The organism is Propionivibrio sp. (assembly GCF_047602565.1).
Taxonomy (GTDB): Bacteria; Pseudomonadota; Gammaproteobacteria; order Burkholderiales; family Rhodocyclaceae; genus Propionivibrio.
Genome location: NZ_JASGGX010000001.1, coordinates 4240756 through 4258074 on the forward strand (window position 1 = coordinate 4240756; position 17319 = coordinate 4258074).

At 64.7% G+C, this 17319-nt stretch carries 17 protein-coding genes and 1 pseudogene; 9 read left to right on the forward strand and 9 right to left on the reverse strand.

Features of this window, described 5'->3' with window-relative positions:
* Positions 1–15 precede the first annotated feature (15 nt).
* The 4 genes and pseudogenes from QM701_RS20000 to QM701_RS20015 all read right to left on the reverse strand — a co-directional run.
* Positions 16–537: a glycine cleavage system protein R gene (locus tag QM701_RS20000; RefSeq protein WP_415168759.1), complete on the reverse strand. Its 522-nt coding sequence runs from the start codon at positions 535–537 to the stop codon at positions 16–18.
* A 79-nt stretch (positions 538–616) separates the two neighbouring features.
* Positions 617–895, reverse strand: coding sequence for an Hpt domain-containing protein (locus QM701_RS20005; protein ID WP_415169436.1), 279 nt, complete (start codon positions 893–895; stop codon positions 617–619).
* Positions 876–2111, reverse strand: a complete 1236-nt coding sequence (locus tag QM701_RS20010; RefSeq protein WP_415169437.1) for a response regulator — start codon at positions 2109–2111, stop codon at positions 876–878. Before QM701_RS20010 ends, QM701_RS20005 begins: the two co-directional genes overlap by 20 nt.
* Positions 2110–2559 (reverse strand): annotated as a pseudogene (locus tag QM701_RS20015) (histidine kinase dimerization/phospho-acceptor domain-containing protein); the annotation flags it as partial. The pseudogene QM701_RS20015 and the gene QM701_RS20010, both read right to left, overlap by 2 nt.
* Between QM701_RS20015 and QM701_RS20020 the strand changes: the two are divergent.
* Positions 2516–2803: a hypothetical protein gene (locus QM701_RS20020; protein WP_415168760.1), complete on the forward strand. Its 288-nt coding sequence runs from the start codon at positions 2516–2518 to the stop codon at positions 2801–2803. The pseudogene QM701_RS20015 and the gene QM701_RS20020 sit on opposite strands and share 44 nt — an antisense overlap.
* A gap of 234 nt (positions 2804–3037) precedes the next feature.
* Positions 3038–3298 (forward strand): hypothetical protein, encoded by a 261-nt coding sequence (locus tag QM701_RS20025; protein ID WP_415168761.1) that lies wholly within the window; start codon positions 3038–3040, stop codon positions 3296–3298.
* 284 nt (positions 3299–3582) lie between these two features.
* Here QM701_RS20025 and QM701_RS20030 read toward each other — a convergent pair whose 3' ends face one another.
* The 4 genes from QM701_RS20030 to QM701_RS20045 form a co-directional block, all read right to left on the reverse strand.
* Positions 3583–4509 (reverse strand): transporter substrate-binding domain-containing protein, encoded by a 927-nt coding sequence (locus QM701_RS20030; RefSeq protein WP_415168762.1) that lies wholly within the window; start codon positions 4507–4509, stop codon positions 3583–3585.
* Between the two features lie 222 nt (positions 4510–4731).
* A complete protein-coding gene (locus QM701_RS20035; RefSeq protein WP_415168763.1) occupies positions 4732–6051 on the reverse strand; it encodes a sigma-54-dependent transcriptional regulator in 1320 nt (439 codons plus the stop codon).
* Positions 6048–7904 carry a sensor histidine kinase gene (locus QM701_RS20040; protein WP_415168764.1) on the reverse strand — a complete coding sequence of 619 codons (1857 nt, stop codon included), beginning with the start codon at positions 7902–7904 and terminating at the stop codon, positions 6048–6050. Before QM701_RS20040 ends, QM701_RS20035 begins: the two co-directional genes overlap by 4 nt.
* A 245-nt stretch (positions 7905–8149) precedes the next feature.
* Positions 8150–9457, reverse strand: a complete 1308-nt coding sequence (locus QM701_RS20045) for a dicarboxylate/amino acid:cation symporter (protein WP_415168765.1) — start codon at positions 9455–9457, stop codon at positions 8150–8152.
* Positions 9458–9797: 340 nt separating this feature from the next.
* Here QM701_RS20045 and QM701_RS20050 point away from each other — a divergent pair, with 340 nt between their 5' ends.
* Together QM701_RS20050 and QM701_RS20055 are read left to right on the forward strand one after the other, a co-directional pair.
* The gene (locus QM701_RS20050) at positions 9798–10679 is read left to right on the forward strand and encodes an HDOD domain-containing protein (protein ID WP_415168766.1); all 882 of its coding nucleotides are present in this window, start codon (positions 9798–9800) and stop codon (positions 10677–10679) included.
* A gap of 47 nt (positions 10680–10726) precedes the next feature.
* Positions 10727–11044 (forward strand): thioredoxin family protein, encoded by a 318-nt coding sequence (locus QM701_RS20055; RefSeq protein WP_415168767.1) that lies wholly within the window; start codon positions 10727–10729, stop codon positions 11042–11044.
* A 77-nt stretch (positions 11045–11121) separates the two neighbouring features.
* Here the strand turns inward: QM701_RS20055 and QM701_RS20060 are convergent, their stop codons facing one another.
* The gene (locus QM701_RS20060; protein WP_415168768.1) at positions 11122–11847 is read right to left on the reverse strand and encodes a GntR family transcriptional regulator; all 726 of its coding nucleotides are present in this window, start codon (positions 11845–11847) and stop codon (positions 11122–11124) included.
* 543 nt (positions 11848–12390) lie between these two features.
* On the opposite strand from QM701_RS20060, the gene QM701_RS20065 reads away from it, so the two are divergent.
* The 5 genes from QM701_RS20065 to QM701_RS20085 all read left to right on the forward strand — a co-directional run bounded on the left by QM701_RS20065 (position 12391) and on the right by QM701_RS20085 (position 17272).
* Positions 12391–13404, forward strand: a complete 1014-nt coding sequence (locus QM701_RS20065) for a TRAP transporter substrate-binding protein (RefSeq protein ID WP_415168769.1) — start codon at positions 12391–12393, stop codon at positions 13402–13404.
* 280 nt (positions 13405–13684) lie between these two features.
* A complete protein-coding gene (locus QM701_RS20070) occupies positions 13685–14503 on the forward strand; it encodes a sugar phosphate isomerase/epimerase family protein (protein ID WP_415168770.1) in 819 nt (272 codons plus the stop codon).
* Between the two features lie 77 nt (positions 14504–14580).
* Positions 14581–15321 carry an SDR family NAD(P)-dependent oxidoreductase gene (locus QM701_RS20075; RefSeq protein WP_415168771.1) on the forward strand — a complete coding sequence of 247 codons (741 nt, stop codon included), beginning with the start codon at positions 14581–14583 and terminating at the stop codon, positions 15319–15321.
* A 58-nt stretch (positions 15322–15379) separates the two neighbouring features.
* Entirely contained in the window at positions 15380–15979 is a 600-nt protein-coding gene (locus QM701_RS20080; protein WP_415168772.1) for a TRAP transporter small permease, read from the forward strand.
* A 12-nt stretch (positions 15980–15991) separates the two neighbouring features.
* Positions 15992–17272, forward strand: coding sequence for a TRAP transporter large permease (locus tag QM701_RS20085; RefSeq protein ID WP_415168773.1), 1281 nt, complete (start codon positions 15992–15994; stop codon positions 17270–17272).
* The last annotated feature ends 47 nt before the right edge of the window (positions 17273–17319 follow it).

Below are 17319 nucleotides of genomic sequence, written 5' to 3' on the forward strand. Positions count from 1 at the left end.
AAAGAGTTGCGGAGATCAGCGACGAATCGACTCGTCGAGCGTGATGTTGACCATCAGGTCGTTGGAAATCTGTTCGAGGTCGTGCACCAGCGCGCGCGTGTCGAGCGCGGGTGAGGCCGTCAGTTCGGCGGTGGCGTGGAAGAGGATTTCCGCCGACATCGGCGCGCTGGCCGTGTGCGTATTCAGCTCCTCGACGTTGACCGCGTGCCGGGCGAGCACGTGCGAGACTTCGCGCACGATGCCGACGCGGTCGTGGCCGACCAGCGCCAGGCTCAGGCGGCGGCCGGCGGGCGCTGGCGCGCTGTCGGACACCTCGGCGTTGACGCGCAGGCCGGGGAGGGCGGCCAGTTCGGCGCGCAGCGCGTCGAGGCGTTCCTCCTCGATGGCCACGCAGACGATTCCGGCGAATTTGCCGGCGAGATGCGACATCGACGATTGCAGCCAGTTGCCGCCGTGTTTGCCGATCGCCGCCGACAGCTGTCCGACGAGGCCCGGGCGATCGTCGCCGATGACCGTGAGAATGAGGGAAAGGTTCATGAGTCGTTCCTCCGGCAAGAGAACCGGCATTGTACCGCCTGGCTCCGTCCGGGCATAAAGCGCGGCGGCTGCGTCCGCTTCAGTCGCCCTGCAGCAGCGGCGCCAGCCCCGCGCAGACGACGCGCAGTTCGTCCGCCAGCCTTTCCAGCAGCTGCCGGGCGGTTTCCGGCTGCTGCGCGTCGCAGGCGCTTTCGAGCGCGCTGCTCAGATCGCCGAGCTGCGCCGCGCCGATGATCCGCGCGGCGCTCTTGAAGGAATGGGCGTGGCGCGCGGCGTCCTTCCAGTTTTCCCGGGCGAGCGCGTCGTGTACGTCGAGCGTGAAGTTGCGCCCGTGCGTTTCATGAAACAGGCGCAGTATCTTGCGGTAGTTCGACCAGCTGGCCGTCGGCGTAGCGCAGGCCGGTGGCGACGTCGATGCCGGGAAGCTCGGGCAGGGCGGCTTCGTCCAACGGCGGCGGCGCGGGAACCAGCACCGGCGCGATCGGCGCGCCGCCGTGGCCGGCGCGCGGCCGGGCGTGCCTGGCCAGCGCCGCCAGCAGATCGGCCGACCTGACCGGCTTGACGATGTAGCCGTCCATGCCCGCCGCGCGGCATTTTTCGCGTTCGGAGGCCAGCGCGTTGGCCGTCAGGGCGATGATCGGCAGATCGCGGTGGCGTTCGTCGAGGCGCAGGCGGCGGGTGGCTTCGTAGCCGTCCATGATCGGCATCTGGCAGTCCATCAGGATGCAGTCGGGACGCCTGGCGGCCACCGCGGCCAGCGTGTTGACGCCGTTGCCGGCGATGCGCACCGACAGCCCGGCGTCCTCCAGCATGTCGCGCACGATCTCCTGGTTGAAGGGGACGTCGTCGACCAGCAGCACGTCGAGCCCGCGCAGACTGTCCGGCAGCGCGCCGGGAGCGCCGTGCGGCAGGAGCACGGGATCGACCCGGATGCCGAGGAAGGGGGCGATCTCGGCGTACAGCTGGTTGGCCGTGGTCGGCTTGGTCAGGATGCCGTCGAACATGGCCGCGTCGGCCTCGTGGTCGATGTCCTGCGCATAGGTGGTGAGCAGGAAGATCGGCGGGACCGAGCCGATCCGCCAGGCGTTGCGCAGGCCCCGGATGGTTTCCAGCCCGCTCTTGCCCGGCATGCGCTGGTCGACCAGGATGGCCAGGTGGTCCTCGCGGTCGTGCCGCGCCACGGCGGCGATCGCCTCGTCGCCGGACGCGCAGGCCATGCACGACAGGCCGATCTGGGCCAGCTGCGCGGCGATCGCCTGCCGGTAGGCGGGGTTGTCGTCGATGACCAGCACCGGCCGGGCGGCGAACAGCGCGAGCTTCTTCTTCAGGGCGATGAAGCGGGACGGCTGTTTCGGATCGACCCCCAGCCGTACCGAGAAACTGAACGTGCTGCCCTGTCCGGGCGCGCTGCGCACCCGGATGCCGCCGCCCATCAGTTCGACCAGCCGCTTGGAGATCGCCAGCCCGAGCCCGGAGCCGCCGAAGCGCCGGGTGGTGGTGGCGTCGGCCTGGGTGAAGGCATTGAACAGGCGGGCCTGTTGTTCTTCCGAGATGCCGATGCCCTCGTCGGTGATGTTCTACGTGCAGCTGCGCCGAATCCGGCGCGCTTTCCTCGCAGCGCACGCGGATGGTGATGTTGCCGCGTTCGGAGAATTTGACGGCGTTGCCGACCAGGTTGATCAGCACCTGCTCCAGGCGCAGCGAGTCGCCGATGAAGATCCGGTTGCACGACGCATCGACGTCGAAGACGATTTCGATGTCTTTTTTCGCCGCGTCGCCGGAAAGCAGGTTGCCGACGTCGCCGAGCGTGCGGTCGAGGTCGAAGGGCGTTCTTTCGATTTCCAGCTTGCCCGACTCGATCTTCGAGAAGTTCAGGATGTCGTTGATGATGCGCAGCAGCAGATCGGAGGTCTGCTGGATCTTGGTCAGGTAGCTGCGCTGCTTGCGGCTCGGCTGCGAGGCCAGGCACAGCTCGGTCATGCCGATGATGGCGTTCATCGGCGTGCGGATCTCGTGGCTCATGTTGGCCAGGAAGTCGCTGCGCGCCTGCGCCAGCCGCTCGGCTTCGGTCTGCGCCAGGATGCGCAGGTTTTCCAGGCGGCGGCGTTCGAGGACGTCGAGGAAGCCGACCAGCACGACGATGAACGGGACCACGGCGGCGGCGATGACGAACAGGCGCGCCGTGCCGTTCTCGGCCGCCCGCGCCGGGGCGATCGAGACGAAGGCGATGGGCGTCTGCTCGATGTCGAAACGGGCGACGTGGTAATGCCGGCCGTCGCTCGCCTGGGCGAAGACGCGCGCCTTGTTGTCGCGCGCCGACAGCGCGCTGATCGCCTGCCAGTCCTGCGGCCCGAAGCGGGGGCCGTCGTTCCGGTCGCGCAGCGGTTCGCCGGTCTGGCGATCGACCAGGAGGCCGTAGCGGTTGGAGCGCGCGGGGCCGAACTGGGCGAAGCTGCTGTCGGCGTCGAGCCAGGCCAGGAGTTCGCCGCGGTAGGCGCCGTTGATCCACACCGGGGCCATGATCGCCAGCGTGCCGTGCCGCGCGCCCAGGCGGACGCGCGGCTCGTGGTTGCCGGGCAGGAGCCAGGCCGAGGGCACCGTTTCGCCGCCGGGCGCCTGCCATTCGGCGACCGCGGCGCCGTTGTGGTCGACCAGCATGAAGCCGGTGAACACCGGCATGCCGCCGCTGCGCTTCCTGTTGAACACGTACTCGAAACGATCCTCGATCAACTGGATGTTGACGCCGAGGCCGTACTGGTAGCTCATGCCCAGATCGCGGTTGCGGAAGAAATTGACCACCGGTTCGGATTCGGCGAGTTCGACCGCGTCGCTGCGCCGCTCGGAGAAGAAGTAGGAGAGGGCGTAGGCCTGCTTTTCCGACTCCATGCGGAACTGGAGCAGCGCGTTTTCCTGCGCGCTTTGCAGCGACTGGTAGTTGCTCCAGAAGACGGCGCCGGCGTAGGCGATGAAGATGAGGAACGTCAGGACGCTCTTCTTGTGCCGCGCCAGGAAGGAAAAGAGACTCCGTTCTTCCTGCATGGCGGCTCAGCGCCTGATCGAGGGGTCGCGGAAGAACTTGGGCAGGTAGCGCGGCGCCGACCGGTAGTATTTGCGCACCAGCTCCATGTAGGTGCCGTCCGCCTTGATGCCGGCCAGGAATTCCTCGAAGGCCTGGCGCAGTTCCGGCGAGGTCTTGCGGAAGCCGGCGCCCATCAGCTGCTCTTCGGAGATCGGCCCGATGACCTTGATCTGGCCGGGCCACTTTTCCATGGCGACGATGATGTCCGGCACGTCGAGCAGGGTCATTTCGCCTTCCCGCTTGAGCACGGCGGGAACGAGATCGTTCTGGCTGGCCGCGGGGAAGCGCAGCAGCCGGTAGTTCTTGCCGTCCAGGCCGTGCAGCTTGGGATCGAGGCAGGAATCGTCCATGACGAAGGTGCCGCCTTCGAGCATTTTCGCCTTGGTCGCCTCGATGTCCCTGGACAGGCTGCCGCTCGGGCTGATCGGCTTGATCTTCGCGTCCGCGCGGGCCACCAGCCACACGGCGGAGGGGAAGGTGGGCGTCGAGTAGTCGATGTACTTTTCCCGGCTCGGCAGGATGGTCAGCCCGTTGGCGATGATGTCGCCGCGCACCGGCCGCTTGCCGGCCGGGCGGACGGGCGAGCGGTAGTCGATCTCGCCGCCGATCAGGTCCTGCATGACGTTGGTCCAGTCGGCCGGGACGTATTCGTAGCGGACGCCGATATGCCGGGCGAACATGCGCACCATTTCCGCGTCGAAGCCTTCGCCGCTGCCGTCAACAAACCGGGCGTAGGGCACGCCCAGGTGGCGGATCACGCCGTTCGCGCGGATTTCCGGCAGGTCCTGCGCCAGGCCGGGAACGGCCCACGCGGCGAGCAGCAGTGCCGCCGCGAGCGCGCGGCGGAAAATGCCGCTGAATCCTGATTGCATGGTTGTGGACGTCTGGTTCATGGGCGGATCGATATGCCGGAATCACGAAAATATAGCATGCCGCGTCTGGTTTTTCCGGCCGGCTGTGGATCGCGCCAGCGTGGCCGGATGCCTGGACTCCTCCCCCTTCAAGGGGGAGGCCGGGTGGGGGATGGGGTATTTGCCGGCATTTGCCCCCATCCCCACCCCGACCCTCCCCTTGAAGGGGAGGGAGAGAGGACGGAGCGACGCGCCGATGCTGGTTTACAGGCCGTATTTCCTGATCTTGTCATGCAGGGTGGTCTTCGGGATGCAGAGGTACTCGGCGCTGCGCGCCAGGCTGCCCTGCGTGCGCTGCAGCGCGTCGGCGATCAGCGCCCGCTCGAAGGCTTCCACCGTCTCGTGCAGCGGGCTGGGCTGGTCGCCCCGCTCTTCGCCGAACGGCGGGGCACCGGATTCGATGCCGAGCACGCAGCGGTCGGCCACGTTGCGCAGTTCGCGGACGTTGCCCGGCCAGTGGTAGCCCATCAGCCGGTTCATGCGTCCGGAATCGATCTCCGGCACGGGGCGGCCGTGCCGCGCGGCGGCCTGCATCAGGAAGTGCTGGAAGAGCAGCGGCACGTCCTCGCGGCGCTCGCGCAGGGGCGGCAGCGCGATGGTGGCCACGCTGAGCCGGTAGTAGAGGTCGGTGCGGAACAGCCCCTGTTCGGCCAGCGCGCGCAGGTCGACCTTGGTCGCGGCGATCACCCGGCAGTTGACGGGGATCGGCGTGTTGGAGCCGAGCCGTTCCAGCGAGCGCTCCTGCAGCACGCGCAGCAGCTTGATCTGCATGGCGACCGGCATCGATTCGATCTCGTCGAGGAACAGCGTGCCGCCGTTGGCGTATTCGATGCGCCCGATCCGCCGCTTGGCCGCGCCGGTGTAGGCGCCCGCCTCGTGGCCGAAGACCTCGCTTTCGAACAGCGTGTCGGGCAGGCCGCCGCAGTTGATCGCCACGTAGTTGCCCTTGTAGCGGGGGCTCGCTTCATGCAGACAGCGCGCGACGAGTTCCTTGCCGCAGCCGGTTTCGCCGCGGATCAGCACGTCGGCCGCGCTGTCGGCGAGTCCGACGATCAGCTCGCGCACGCGCGTCATGCCGCTCGACTGGCCGATCAGCCGGGCTTCGATCTGGTCGCGGCCTTCCAGGCGGCGGCGCAGATCCCGCACTTCGAGGACCAGCCGCCGCTTTTCCAGCGCGCGCCGCACGACTTCGACCAGCTGTTCCGGCGGAAAGGGCTTCTGCAGGAAATCGTAGGCGCCGTCCTTCATCGCCTGCACGGCCATCGAGATGTCGCCGTGGCCGGTGATCAGGACCACCGGCAGTTCGGGGTCGATGCGCGTCAGCTCGCGCTGGAAGGCCAGCCCGTCCATGCGCGGCAGGCGGATGTCGCTGACCACGATGCCCCGGAAATCGGCGCTCAGGCGGTGCCGCGCTTCCTCGACGCTGCCGAAGCCGTCGGTGGCAATGCCTTCGAGCTGCAGCGCCTGTTCGCAGCCGAGGCGGACGTCGGGGTCGTCTTCGACGAGGAGTACTTTGAGATTCATGATGATGGCTCGTTTTCGGCGAGAGGCAGTTCCAGGGTGAATACCGCGCCGCCGTCGGGATGGTTGCTCCCGCTCAGCGCTCCGCCGAAATCGCCGACGATGCCGGCGGAGATGGCAAGGCCCAGTCCCAATCCCTGGCCGGCTTCCTTGGTGGTGAAAAAGGGTTCGAACAGCCGCGACAAGGCATCGTCGCTCAGCCCCGTGCCGTGATCGCGGACTGCGAGGCGGATCGTCCGGTCGCGGACGTCGGCGGTGATGTCCACCTGCGGCGAGGCCTGTCCCGCCATCGCGTCGAGCGCGTTGCCGATCAGGTTGATCAGCACCTGCTCCATCCGGTTGGGGTCGCACAGGGCGTACGCCGGCGTGTCGGGAAAGCGGTAGGCGACCCGCGCGCCGCTGCTGCGCAGGCGTTGTCCGAGCAGAGCGACGGCGTTGGACACGATCTGCCGCAGGTCCGTGGGGCGCGGCTGGCCGCTCGACTTGCGGGCGAAACTCTTGAGCTCGCCGGTGATCTGCCCCATCCGGTCGACCAGCTGGCCGATGCGTTCGAGGTTGGCGCGGGCCGTGGCTTCGTCCCCGCGTTCGAGGAAGCGGGTGGTGTTGGCGGACAGCGTGCGCAGCGCGGCCAGCGGCTGGTTGAGTTCGTGCACGATGCCGGCGGACAGCTGGCCGATCACCGCCAGCTTGCCGGCCTGGATCAGTTCGTCCTGCGCGGCCCGCAGGGTGCGCTCCGCGCGCACGCGCTCGGCGACCTCGTCCTGCAGCTTCTGGTTGGCCATGGACAGGTCGAGCGTCCGTTCCTCGACCTTCCGTTCGAGCTCGTCGTAGGCCTTCTGCAGCGCCTCGCGCGCCGCCAGGCGGTCCTGCAGGTGCTTGCGCCGTTCGTTGAACATCAGCGTGACGATGCACAGCAGCACCGTCGTCACGCCCGCCACGACGGCCCGGATCGCGCTCATCTCGTTGACCTGGTCGAGATTGGAGTAGACCGTCAGCGTCCAGCTCGACCCCACCAGCGGCTGCGACTGGGCCAGGAACTCGCCGCTGATCGGGTAGACGGACGTCGTTTCGCTCTTCTCGCGGGCCATCCGGATGATGCTGGTCTGTTCGTCGAAGCGGGCGATTTCCCGGAGGCCGAGGGGTTCCAGCGCGCGCCGGCTGTATTGCTGCGTGCGGTCGAACGCCGCGCGCGTCTTTTCGTCGATCGGGCGCAGCGTGCTGAATTTCCACGCCGGGACGGAGCTCAGGATGATCACCCCGTTCTCGTCATTGACGAAGACCGGCGCTTCCACCGTGGACCACGATTTCTCCAGCTGTTCGAGGCTGACCTTGACCACGGCCACGCCGATCATGTTGTCGCCGTTCTTCAAGGGGGACGACAGGTAATAGCCGGGTTCCCCGCGCGTCGTGCCGATGCCGAAGAAGCGTCCGGTGCCGCCTTCCATGGCGTCGCGGAAATACGGGCGGAACGAAAGATCCTCACCGACGAAGCTGTCCGGCTGGCGCCAGTTGCTCGACGCCAGCACGCGCCCGGTGCGGTTCATGATGTAGATCGACAGCGTGCCGGCGCGCTGGTTGAGCTCTTCCAGGTAATGATTGACCTTGCTGGTCAGCCGGGCGTCGAGCAGATCGAGCACGTCGCGTTCGAGGCCGAGGGTGGCCGGGAAGTAGGCGTATTTGCTGATTTCACGTTCCAGGCTGGCGGAATACAGGTCGAGCCGGTGGCGCCCGGTGGCCTGCAGTTCCAGCAGCGCCTGCTGCTGGCTGAGCCGGTAGGTGGCCAGCGCGACGGCGGCGGCCACGAGCGCGACCGCCACGAAGACCAGTGCCAGGCGGAGGGAGCGGCGGAACGGCATGGGAGACGTCGGCAACGTGGCGAGATGAAGGGGAGCGCTATTGTGACCGGAATCGCCCGGCCGCGGCTCGTTTTTCGCGGCAAGGGACGCGGAGGACGGCGGTCCGGACACCAGAAAAAATCCCCGGAACGGTGTCCGGGGATGAGGTGACATTGTTGCAGCGAGGCGGGCGCTACCGTCGATCGGTCTTCATCGCCGGAGCGGCGGATGAATGGCCAGGCGACGGCACTCCCGCTTGTTGTTATTTATGCCACGGCATCGGCATCGGCAGCATGCAAGGCGGCCACATCCGCGTCGCTGAGCGACGAAGTGATCAGCCTGGCGATGACCAGGTCGCCGGCCACGTTCAGCGTGGTGCGGCACATGTCGAGGAAGCGGTTGACGCCGAGGATCAGGCCGATGCCTTCGGCCGGGACGCCGACGTTGACCATCAGGACCACGATCAGCGGCAGCGATCCGCCGGGAATGCCCGCCGTGCCGACGCCGGCCAGCATGGACATCATGACGACCAGGATCTGCTGTCCGACGGTCAGGTCGATGTTGAAGACCTGCGCCATGAACAGGACGACCACGCCTTCATAGAGGCCCGAGCCGTTCTGGTTGGCCGACGCGCCGATGGTGATCACGAAGCGGGCGATCCGGGGCGGAATCTTCAGCACGTCCGTGGCGCACTTCAGAGCGACCGGCAGCGTGGCGTTCGAGGAGGCCGTCGAGAATGCATAGATATAGACTTCGCGGCACTTCTTGTAGAAAGCGAACGGGTTGGTCTTGCCGACGGTCGCCAGGAACACGCTATACACGATGAAGAACTGCAGGAGCAGGCCGAGGATGACGACGAAGGCGAAGTAGGCGACGTTGCCCAGGAAGCCCGCGCCCATCCGGTACGAGGTGTTGAAGACGATGCCGAAGATGGCGTAGGGCGCGAGTTTCATCGCCACTTCGATGATCTTCATGGTGGCCTGGAAGATCGCGTCGAGGACGCGCGGCAGCGGATGATCCTCGTCCTTGATGACGGTGCTCAGCGCCCAGCCGAAGAACAGCGCGAAGACCATCATGGCGATGATTTCGCCGGAGAAGGCACGCGCGGCGGAGTCGATCGGGTTTTGCGGCAGGAGGTTGACGATGTACTGGTACCAGGCCTTGTCCTGCGCCATCGAGGCGTTCTTCGCGATGGTCAGCACGCCCTGGTTGGCGGCCAGCGCGGCCTTGTCGAACACCAGGCCGGCACCCGGCTTGAGCACGTTGGTGGTGAGCAGGGCGATGCACGCCGCGATGCCGCTGAGCACCACGGTGTAAAGCAGGCAGCGGCCGCCGACCTTGCCGAAGCCGCCGGTGCCCTGGCTGAGTTCCATGGTGCCGAGCATCAGCGCGGCCAGGATCAGCGGCACGACGACCATGAAGATGATGCGCAGGAAGAGCGCGCCGACGAAAGTGAATACCTCGGTGACCCGCCCCATGAAGGCGAATTCCTTGGTCGGGAAGAAGTAATAGCCGATCAGGCCGAATACCACGCCCAGCAGGAAGCCGAGCAGTATTTTGTTGTGTTGCTTCATTGAGAACCCCCGTTGTGTTGTGAATCCGGTTTATATCCGTGCTGCTTTGCTTCCGATCCGTCCCCTGCTTGCGATCTCCTGACGGATCACCCGGCACCGTTCCGTCAATTCCCTGAATTGTCCGTTTGGTGGCGAGTCGCCTGAACAGACAGCAGGAATCGTTCCTGTTTTTGCCGGCCGTAGCGCGATGATTCGGCGGAAGTTTTTCGAGGCTGTCCAGAGTCCCGTCCGGTAAAGCGGACAGGGCTGCAGGCAGGCGTTCGGAAAACCGTACCGGTGGCGCCTCGGCCCGCGTTTTCTTTTGCGGCCGGGCTGCTATGATCGGAACTTGGATGATGCGATGCTTGAAGCCATGAATCAGCGCACGGAACAGGACAAGATCGGCGAGGAACTCACCGCGCAGCGCTTCGGCATGCTCGCCGACATCGCCCGCGAACTGGCCGGCGAGGTGCTTTTTCCCACCTGCTTCGATGCCGTCCTGCGCCTGCGCAAGGAACTGCAGAACCCGAATCTCACCCTGGCGCGCATCGCCCAGGTCGTCCAGTTGGAGCCGCTGGTCGCCGCCAAGCTGGTGCGCCTGGCAAATTCGGCGGCCTATGCCGCCCATGGGCAGGCGGTGCGCGACCTCCCCGCGGCCATCAACCGGCTCGGCCTGAACGTCGTGCGCGCCACGGCGCTGGCGGTGGCCATGGGCGAGATTCTCCACGCCAAGGAAATGGCCGGCTTTTCCGCGCTCGCGCAGCGCCTGTGGGAGCATTCGATCCGCAGCGCGGCGGCGGCGCGCCTGCTCGCCCAGACCCACACCCGCATCAGTTCCGACGAGGCGATGCTGGCCGGCCTGGTGCACGACCTCGGCGCCTTCTACATGCTGTACCGGGCCGTGCAGTACCCGGAGCTGCGCGAGCGGCCGGACACGCTGATGCATCTCATCCTGCAGTGGCACGAGGCGATCGGCGTGACGCTGCTGGAGACGCTGGGTCTGCCGCAGGAGATCGCCCAGGCTTCCGTCGACCACGACCATCCGCGTCCCGTCCCGGAAGTCCCCAGGACGCTGGCGGACCTCGTCTACATCGGCAACCTCCTGGCCGGCGGCTACTACGAGTGGCTGCGCCAGGATCGCGATTTGCAGGAGGACGAAGTCCGGCTCTTCAACGAGAAGTATGCCGGCCTCCTGCCGGAGATCGAAGCCGCCGCCCGGGAAATGCGGGCCGCGCTGGCGTAGCGGACGGCCGCGATCGGCCCGGCGCCTCATTTTTCAAGGAGAAACGTATGGAATCGTCGTCGCCATCCACCGAACTCTCGCGCGCCGAGGTCGATGCCCTGAAAGGGCCTGCCGTGCTCGAATTCGGAGCGTCCTGGTGCGAACACTGCCGCGCCGCGCAGCCGCACGTCGCGGCGGCCATGGCGGGATTTCCCGGCGTCCGCCTCATCTGGGTCGAGGACGGCAAAGGCAAGCCGCTCGGGCGCTCGTTCGGCGTCAAGCTCTGGCCGACGCTGGTCTTCCTCAAGGACGGCCGGGAGATCGAACGCCTGGTCCGGCCGACGGGCGCCGGGCCGATCGACGAGGCGCTGAGAAAGGTCGCCTAGGAAGCCTTTTTCGAACAGTCGGATCGGCTTGCTGAAAACCGCTCGGGTCGAACCTGGATCGGCTTAACTGAAGCCCGTCAGGCCAGGGAAAGATTCATCTCCTGGGGCCGGGCGCGGGGGTGGGGCGTCGAGAGAAAACCTTCCTTTTGCGCCATCTTGAACGCTTCCAGGGCCATGCTGATATGCAGGGCCAGAGTCGATTCCGCTTCGGACAGATTCCCGTTTTCGATGGCGGCGATGATCGCGTGATGTTCCGACATGGAACGGTTCCGGATATCACCGACCGCCAGCAGGACGTGCGAGCGTATCGCGACGAAGCGTCCTGACGCCAAGTGGTAGGCTTCCACCAGATATTTGTTGCCGCTGTTCTCGATCAGCGCCGAATGAAATTCGGTGTCGGCGCGTGCGACGGCCAGGAAATCGCCGGCGGCTTTCGCCGTCTCCATGCTGTCGGTGGCGGCGCGCAGCCTCTGCAACGTGGCCTCCTTGTTGCGCACGACGCTCAGGCGCAATGCCTGGACTTCGAGAATGCTCCTGATCTCGCACAACTCCGCCACGTCCTGGGTCGAGGGAAAGAAAACGAAGCTGCCCCGCTGCGGCTTGATCTCGATCAGTCCCTGAATCTGCAGCGCGGTCAGCGAGTCGCGCACCGGGGTGCGGCTGATGCCGAAGGCCGTGGCGAGCTTGTCTTCCGACAAGGCTTCGCCGAGACCGAATTCGCCCTCGAGGATCGCTTTGCGGAGTCGCTCGGTAACCTGCTTGGTCAGGGAGCCTGTGGGTGAATCAGAAGACGGCCGTGCCAATTTGCCTCCGGTCAATGTGCGAGTTCAAAACGTAGTGGCGGGGAAATCTGAAAGAACAGCCGCCGCATTCTGGTGTTGTGGGCGTAATTATCCTAGAAACGACCTCGACCGTATCCAGACGGTTGTTACCCGTGGCAGAAACTCGACGCGGTCGGCCAAATTCCTGTTTGGCATGAAAGGCACGTTTGGAGGATCGCTTAACTAAGGTACTAGTGACTACTATACTCCGCCGATAACTGCTTTTGAGGAATTGTGTGACACCTCTAAAAATACTCTGTTCGTTGATATCCGTTAGTTGATTTCAGCCACATCCGATACGTACCGCCAAGAGCTGGATGCTCGCAGGTGATCGCAAGGCAGGGATTTCCTGGGCACGCCTTCCTCGGTGCGTAATCCAGCCTGGTTCGTTCATCAAGAAGCACTTCTCTGAAATTCGATTTTTCTGTTGACGATGTGAGGTACTAGTGCTCTAATTATTTCTGAGGTACTAGAGTGTTATCGGTGGTCCTTGGTTAACGTGCTCACAACTCAATGGAGAGGTCTATGAACGTAACGGTCAGGAAAATCGTGCTCGGCGTCGCGTCGGTGACGCTGTTTGTGGCAGGTTCGGCGGTCTATGCGCAGCAGAAGGTGTTGCGCCATTCGTTCAACAATCAGCTTGATCACCCGGAAGGAATCGGCGCGCAGAAATTTGCTGAACTGGTCGCCAAGAAAAGCAATGGCCGGATCGTCGTGAAGCCGTTTGCCGCCGGGGTCCTTGGCGGCGATTTGCAGTCGCTTTCCGGAATACGGGCCGGCAACCTCGATATGACGTCGATGAACGCGGGCAACCTGAACGGCGTCGTCAAGGAATTCATCGTTTTCGACTTTCCGTTTCTCTTCCCCGGTTCGAAAGAAGCCGATGCCATCATGGACGGTCCGGTCGGCAAGAAAATGTTCGACAAGCTTCCGGAGCACGGCATCATCGGCCTGGCCTATTTCGACAACGGTTTCCGCAATCTCACCAACAGCAAGCGGCCCATCGTCAAGATTGAAGATATCAAGGGCCTGAAGATCCGGACAATGCAGAACCCGATCTGCATCGACATGTTCAATACCCTGGGGGCGAACGCGACGCCGCTGCCGATGCCGGAAGTGTTCACCGCGCTGGAGCAAAAAACCGTCGATGGACAGGAAAACCCGGCGCGCACGATCGAGGCGTCGAAAATCTACGAAGTGCAGAAGTACATGACGCTGACCCGGCACATGTACAACCCGATGGCGCTGATGATGAGCAAGAAGACCTGGGACAAGTTCTCGCCCGAGGACCAGAAGATCCTGCGCGAGGCGGCCCAGGAAGCGGCGGTGTATCAGCGCCAGGCGTCCCGCGAGCAGAATCAGCAGGCGACCGAGCGCATGCAGAAAACCGGGATGCAGGTCAATGAACTTTCGGCTCAGGAACAGGCCGCTTTGCGCGAGAAGGTCAAACCGGTCACCGACAAATACGTCAAAGAAGTCGTGGGTGAAGCGCTCTACAAGGAGTTTGTCGACGAGATCGCCAAGGCGCACGGCAAGTAATAGCAACGGTCACGGTCGCGCCTTTGCCGGTGCAGGAATGGCCTCACCCTCCATTCCGGAAAAGCCGGGCAGTCGGGGTCTCCAGTCCTTGCTGAGGAAAGCAGGGATCGCATGATCAACCGGTGTTTCATGTTCATCGGTTGAACTGCCAGGCCCTGGACCGGCAAGGGCGCATCCACCGTGATGGAACCCCTTCTGCAACACATCAGGCCGCATATGCGGCGGGGGTTCGTGTTGTCTTGAATACGCGGCCACAGCCACACGTTGAAAGAAAAGGGAAATGAACAGACAGTTTTCGCTGCTTTACCTGACGGCAGCCAAGTGCCCGCCGCCGGAAATGATCTATATCGCCGGCCGGGCAGGTTATCAGTACGTCAGCCTGCGCACCATCGCCATGGGATTACCGGGGGAATTGAATTTCGGCCTGTCGCGCAATGCCGAATTGCTGAACCACACGATGCAGGCGCTGGCCGATACGGGCGTCAAGCTGCTCGACATCGAATGCGCGCGCATCGACGAGAGGACGGACCTGCAGCGCTATCAGCCGGAAATGGAAGTCGCGGCCAGACTGGGTGCCAAGGCGGTGACCGCCAACGTGTGGACGAACGACAGGCACTACAACGTCGAAATGTTCGCGCAACTGTGCGCGCAGGCGGAGCGGTTCGGCCTGCAGGTCAATCTCGAATTCGTGACCTGGTCGGCCATCAAGGATATCCGTGAAGCCGTTGCACTGATCGACGCCGCCGGCGCCGACAACGCGGCGATTGCCGTCGATACGCTGCATTTCCATCGTTCGCGATGCCGACCGGAAGAGCTGGAAAATCTGCCGCTCCGCCTGTTCGGATCGCTACACCTGTGCGATGCGCCGGGCGGGATTCCGACGACCGTCGAAGGGCTGATTCATACGGGGCGCGCCGAGCGCCTTTATCTGGGGGAAGGCGGCATCGATGTCGCCAGCATCGTGCGGCACGCGCCGCCCGGGATGATTTGCGCCATCGAAATACCGCATCTGGAACGTGTAGATGTGATCGGCAGCGCCGAGCATGCGCACCGGGCGCTGGAAACGGCGAAAAGTTACCTGCAGGCGAACGGGCTCTAGGCGCAGTCCGGTCCGCGGTCGGGACGATAAAAATTCAAGCGGATGAACGATTCACATTGGAGCGGGAGAAAGCAAGCATGCGATTAAAGGACAAGGTTGCACTGATTACCGGAGGCGGCGGCGACGTGGCGATCGCCATTGCCGCCAAATTCATCGAGAACGGCGCCAAGGTCGTATTGACCGATCTTAACGAGCCGCTGCTGCAGGCGGCGGCGCAGAAGATCAATGGCGGCGAGGCATTGCAGACCGTGATCGGCAACGTCTGCCTGCTCAAGGATCAGCAGCGGGCAGTCGATCTGGCCGTCAGCCGCTACGGGCGGCTGGACATCATGGTGCCCTGCGCGGGCGTGATCCGCCACCTGCCGATCGATGAAATGTCGGCCGAGGACTGGAAGTGGGTTGTCGACATCAATCTGACCGGTGTCTTCCTGTCGTGCAAGGCGGCGGTGCCGGTGATGAAGCGGCAGCAGGCAGGCCGCATCGTCATGATCTCGTCGGTGGGCGGGCGTACCGGCCGCGCCAAGGTCGGCGTCAACTACGCCGCCTCCAAGGCCGGGGTGAACGGACTGACGATGTGCCTGGCCAAGGAACTGGGTCCCTACAACATCACGGTCAACAGCATCTGCCCCGGCCCGCTGGCGGGCCGCATGACCGCGTCGATGCCGCCCGAGAACGTGCAGGCCCTGATCAGCACGGCGTGCATCGGCCGGCTCGGGCAGCCGGCGGACGTCGCCCACGCGGCGGTATTCCTGGCGAGCGACGAGGCCGGCTGGGTGACGGGCGAGATCCTCGACGTCAACGGCGGCGTATTCATCTAGGCGGCGTGATCATGAAAACGAGATTGAATCTCTTACTGCGGCGAATGGAGGGTGAATCATGAGCCGGTTTGTGGACCTGTATTTCAAGACGCTCAAAGTAATCGTCGGCCTCTGCCTGCTGGTGATGGTCGTGCTGGTGTTCGGCAACGTCGTCCTGCGCTACGGCTTCAATTCCGGCATCACCGTGTCGGAGGAACTGTCCCGCTGGGCGTTCGTCTGGCTCACCTTCATCGGCGCCGCGGTCGCGCTGCGCGAGAACGCGCACCTGGGGATGGAGACCGTGGTTTCACGTTTGCCGGTGCTGGGCAGAAAAATCTGTTTCATCGCCAGCCACCTGATCATGCTGGTATGCGTCGTCACGTTCCTGTTCGGCGCATGGGACCAGACGGTCATCAATCTCGAGGTCGCCGCGCCGGCCACCAAGCTGTTAACGGGTTTTTTCTACGGCATCGGCGGCTTCTTCGCCGCGATGGCCAGCCTGATCCTGCTCTACAACCTCTACGCGATGGCCAGCGGCAAGCTGAAGGACGAGGAATTGATCCAGATCCGCGAATCCGAGGAGGAGCTGGACGACAAAAAGATGGCCGAGCTGCAGCACGAAATGCGGCAGGGCCTGCGCGCGGGCGGCACGCAGCGCCAGCACGCGGACACGGAATAACGGGGGAGCGTCATGACTGTACTGATTTTTACCGCGGCACTGCTCGGCTCGATGGCCTTGGGCATGCCGATCGCCATGGCGCTGGTCGCCTGTGGCCTGGCGCTGATGGTGCATATGGACATGTTCGACGCCAGCATCGTCGCGCAGAACCTGATCCATGGCGCGGACAGCTATCCGTTGATGGCGGTGCCGTTTTTCATGCTGGCCGGCCACATCATGAACGCGGGCGGGCTGTCCAAGCGGATCATCCATGTCGCCGTCACGCTGGCCGGCCACATCCGCGGCGGCCTGGGGTACGTCACCATCGTCGCCTCGTGCATCCTGGCGTCGCTTTCCGGTTCCGCGGCGGCCGACGCGGCCGCCATGTCGGCGCTGCTTTTCCCGATGATGGTGAGGTCGGGCTACGACCCCGTCCGCTCGGCCGGACTGATCGCCTCGGGCAGCATCATCGGCCCGATGGTGCCGCCGTCGCCGCTGCTCATCCTGTTCGGCGTCACGGCCGGCCTGTCGATCGTCAAGCTGTTCATGGCGGCCATCGTGCCCGGCCTGATGATCGCCCTGGGCCTGACGGTCGCCTGGTGGTGGGTGGCGCGCACCCAGAATGTCCAGGTGAGCAGGCGCGCCTCCTGGCAGGAGTCGCTGCAGGCGATCCGCGACGGACTCTGGGCGCTGGTCATGCCGTTCATCATCGTCTTCGGCCTGAAGTTCGGCATTTTCACGCCCACGGAAGCCGGCGTCGTCTGCTCCGTCTATGCGCTTTTCGTTTCCATGGTCGTTTACAAGGAGCTCAAATGGAGCCAGCTCCCCGGCGTCTTCATCCATGCCGGGCAGGCGGCCGCCGTGGTGATGTTCCTGGTGGCGGCCTCGCTGGTCTCCGCCTGGCTGATCACCGTGGCCGAGATACCGGGCGAAGTCATCGCCATCCTCCAGCCGTTCATGGGCAACAAGATCCTGCTGATGGTCGCCATCATGATCCTGGTGGTGGTGGTCGGCACGGCGCTCGATTCGGTGCCGACGATCCTGATCCTGACGCCGGTGCTGGTGCCGGTGGTGGTGGCGGCGGGAATCGACCCGGTCTATTTCGGCGTGCTGTTCATCATCAACAACGCCATCGGACTGGTGACGCCGCCGGTGGGCACCACGCTGAACGTCGTCTGCGGCGTCACCGGGGTGAGCATGGACGATTCGATCGTCGGCGTGATCCCGTTCATGATCGCCCAGCTGGTGGTGCTCGCGCTGCTGGTGCTTTTCCCCGACATCGTCCTCGTCCCGATGCGGCTGCTCATCGGGTGAGCGATCGGGGCGGCGGCAGGCTCGATGCGTTGTACCGGCTCCGGCCG

Bases quoted from the DNA above. Each gene is read 5' to 3' on its own strand.
- QM701_RS20080 (WP_415168772.1), top strand. From the start codon at position 15,380: ATGAGCCGGTTTGTGGACCTGTATTTCAAGACGCTCAAAGTAATCGTC.
- QM701_RS20035 (WP_415168763.1), bottom strand. From the start codon at position 6,051: ATGAATCTCAAAGTACTCCTCGTCGAAGACGACCCCGACGTCCGCCTC.
- QM701_RS20020 (WP_415168760.1), top strand. From the start codon at position 2,516: ATGCCGATGATGGCGTTCATCGGCGTGCGGATCTCGTGGCTCATGTTG.
- QM701_RS20040 (WP_415168764.1), bottom strand. From the start codon at position 7,904: ATGCCGTTCCGCCGCTCCCTCCGCCTGGCACTGGTCTTCGTGGCGGTC.
- QM701_RS20075 (WP_415168771.1), top strand. From the start codon at position 14,581: ATGCGATTAAAGGACAAGGTTGCACTGATTACCGGAGGCGGCGGCGAC.
- QM701_RS20065 (WP_415168769.1), top strand. From the start codon at position 12,391: ATGAACGTAACGGTCAGGAAAATCGTGCTCGGCGTCGCGTCGGTGACG.
- QM701_RS20045 (WP_415168765.1), bottom strand. From the start codon at position 9,457: ATGAAGCAACACAACAAAATACTGCTCGGCTTCCTGCTGGGCGTGGTA.
- QM701_RS20000 (WP_415168759.1), bottom strand. From the start codon at position 537: ATGAACCTTTCCCTCATTCTCACGGTCATCGGCGACGATCGCCCGGGC.
- QM701_RS20055 (WP_415168767.1), top strand. From the start codon at position 10,727: ATGGAATCGTCGTCGCCATCCACCGAACTCTCGCGCGCCGAGGTCGAT.
- QM701_RS20070 (WP_415168770.1), top strand. From the start codon at position 13,685: ATGAACAGACAGTTTTCGCTGCTTTACCTGACGGCAGCCAAGTGCCCG.
- QM701_RS20030 (WP_415168762.1), bottom strand. From the start codon at position 4,509: ATGAACCAGACGTCCACAACCATGCAATCAGGATTCAGCGGCATTTTC.
- QM701_RS20085 (WP_415168773.1), top strand. From the start codon at position 15,992: ATGACTGTACTGATTTTTACCGCGGCACTGCTCGGCTCGATGGCCTTG.
- QM701_RS20050 (WP_415168766.1), top strand. From the start codon at position 9,798: ATGCTTGAAGCCATGAATCAGCGCACGGAACAGGACAAGATCGGCGAG.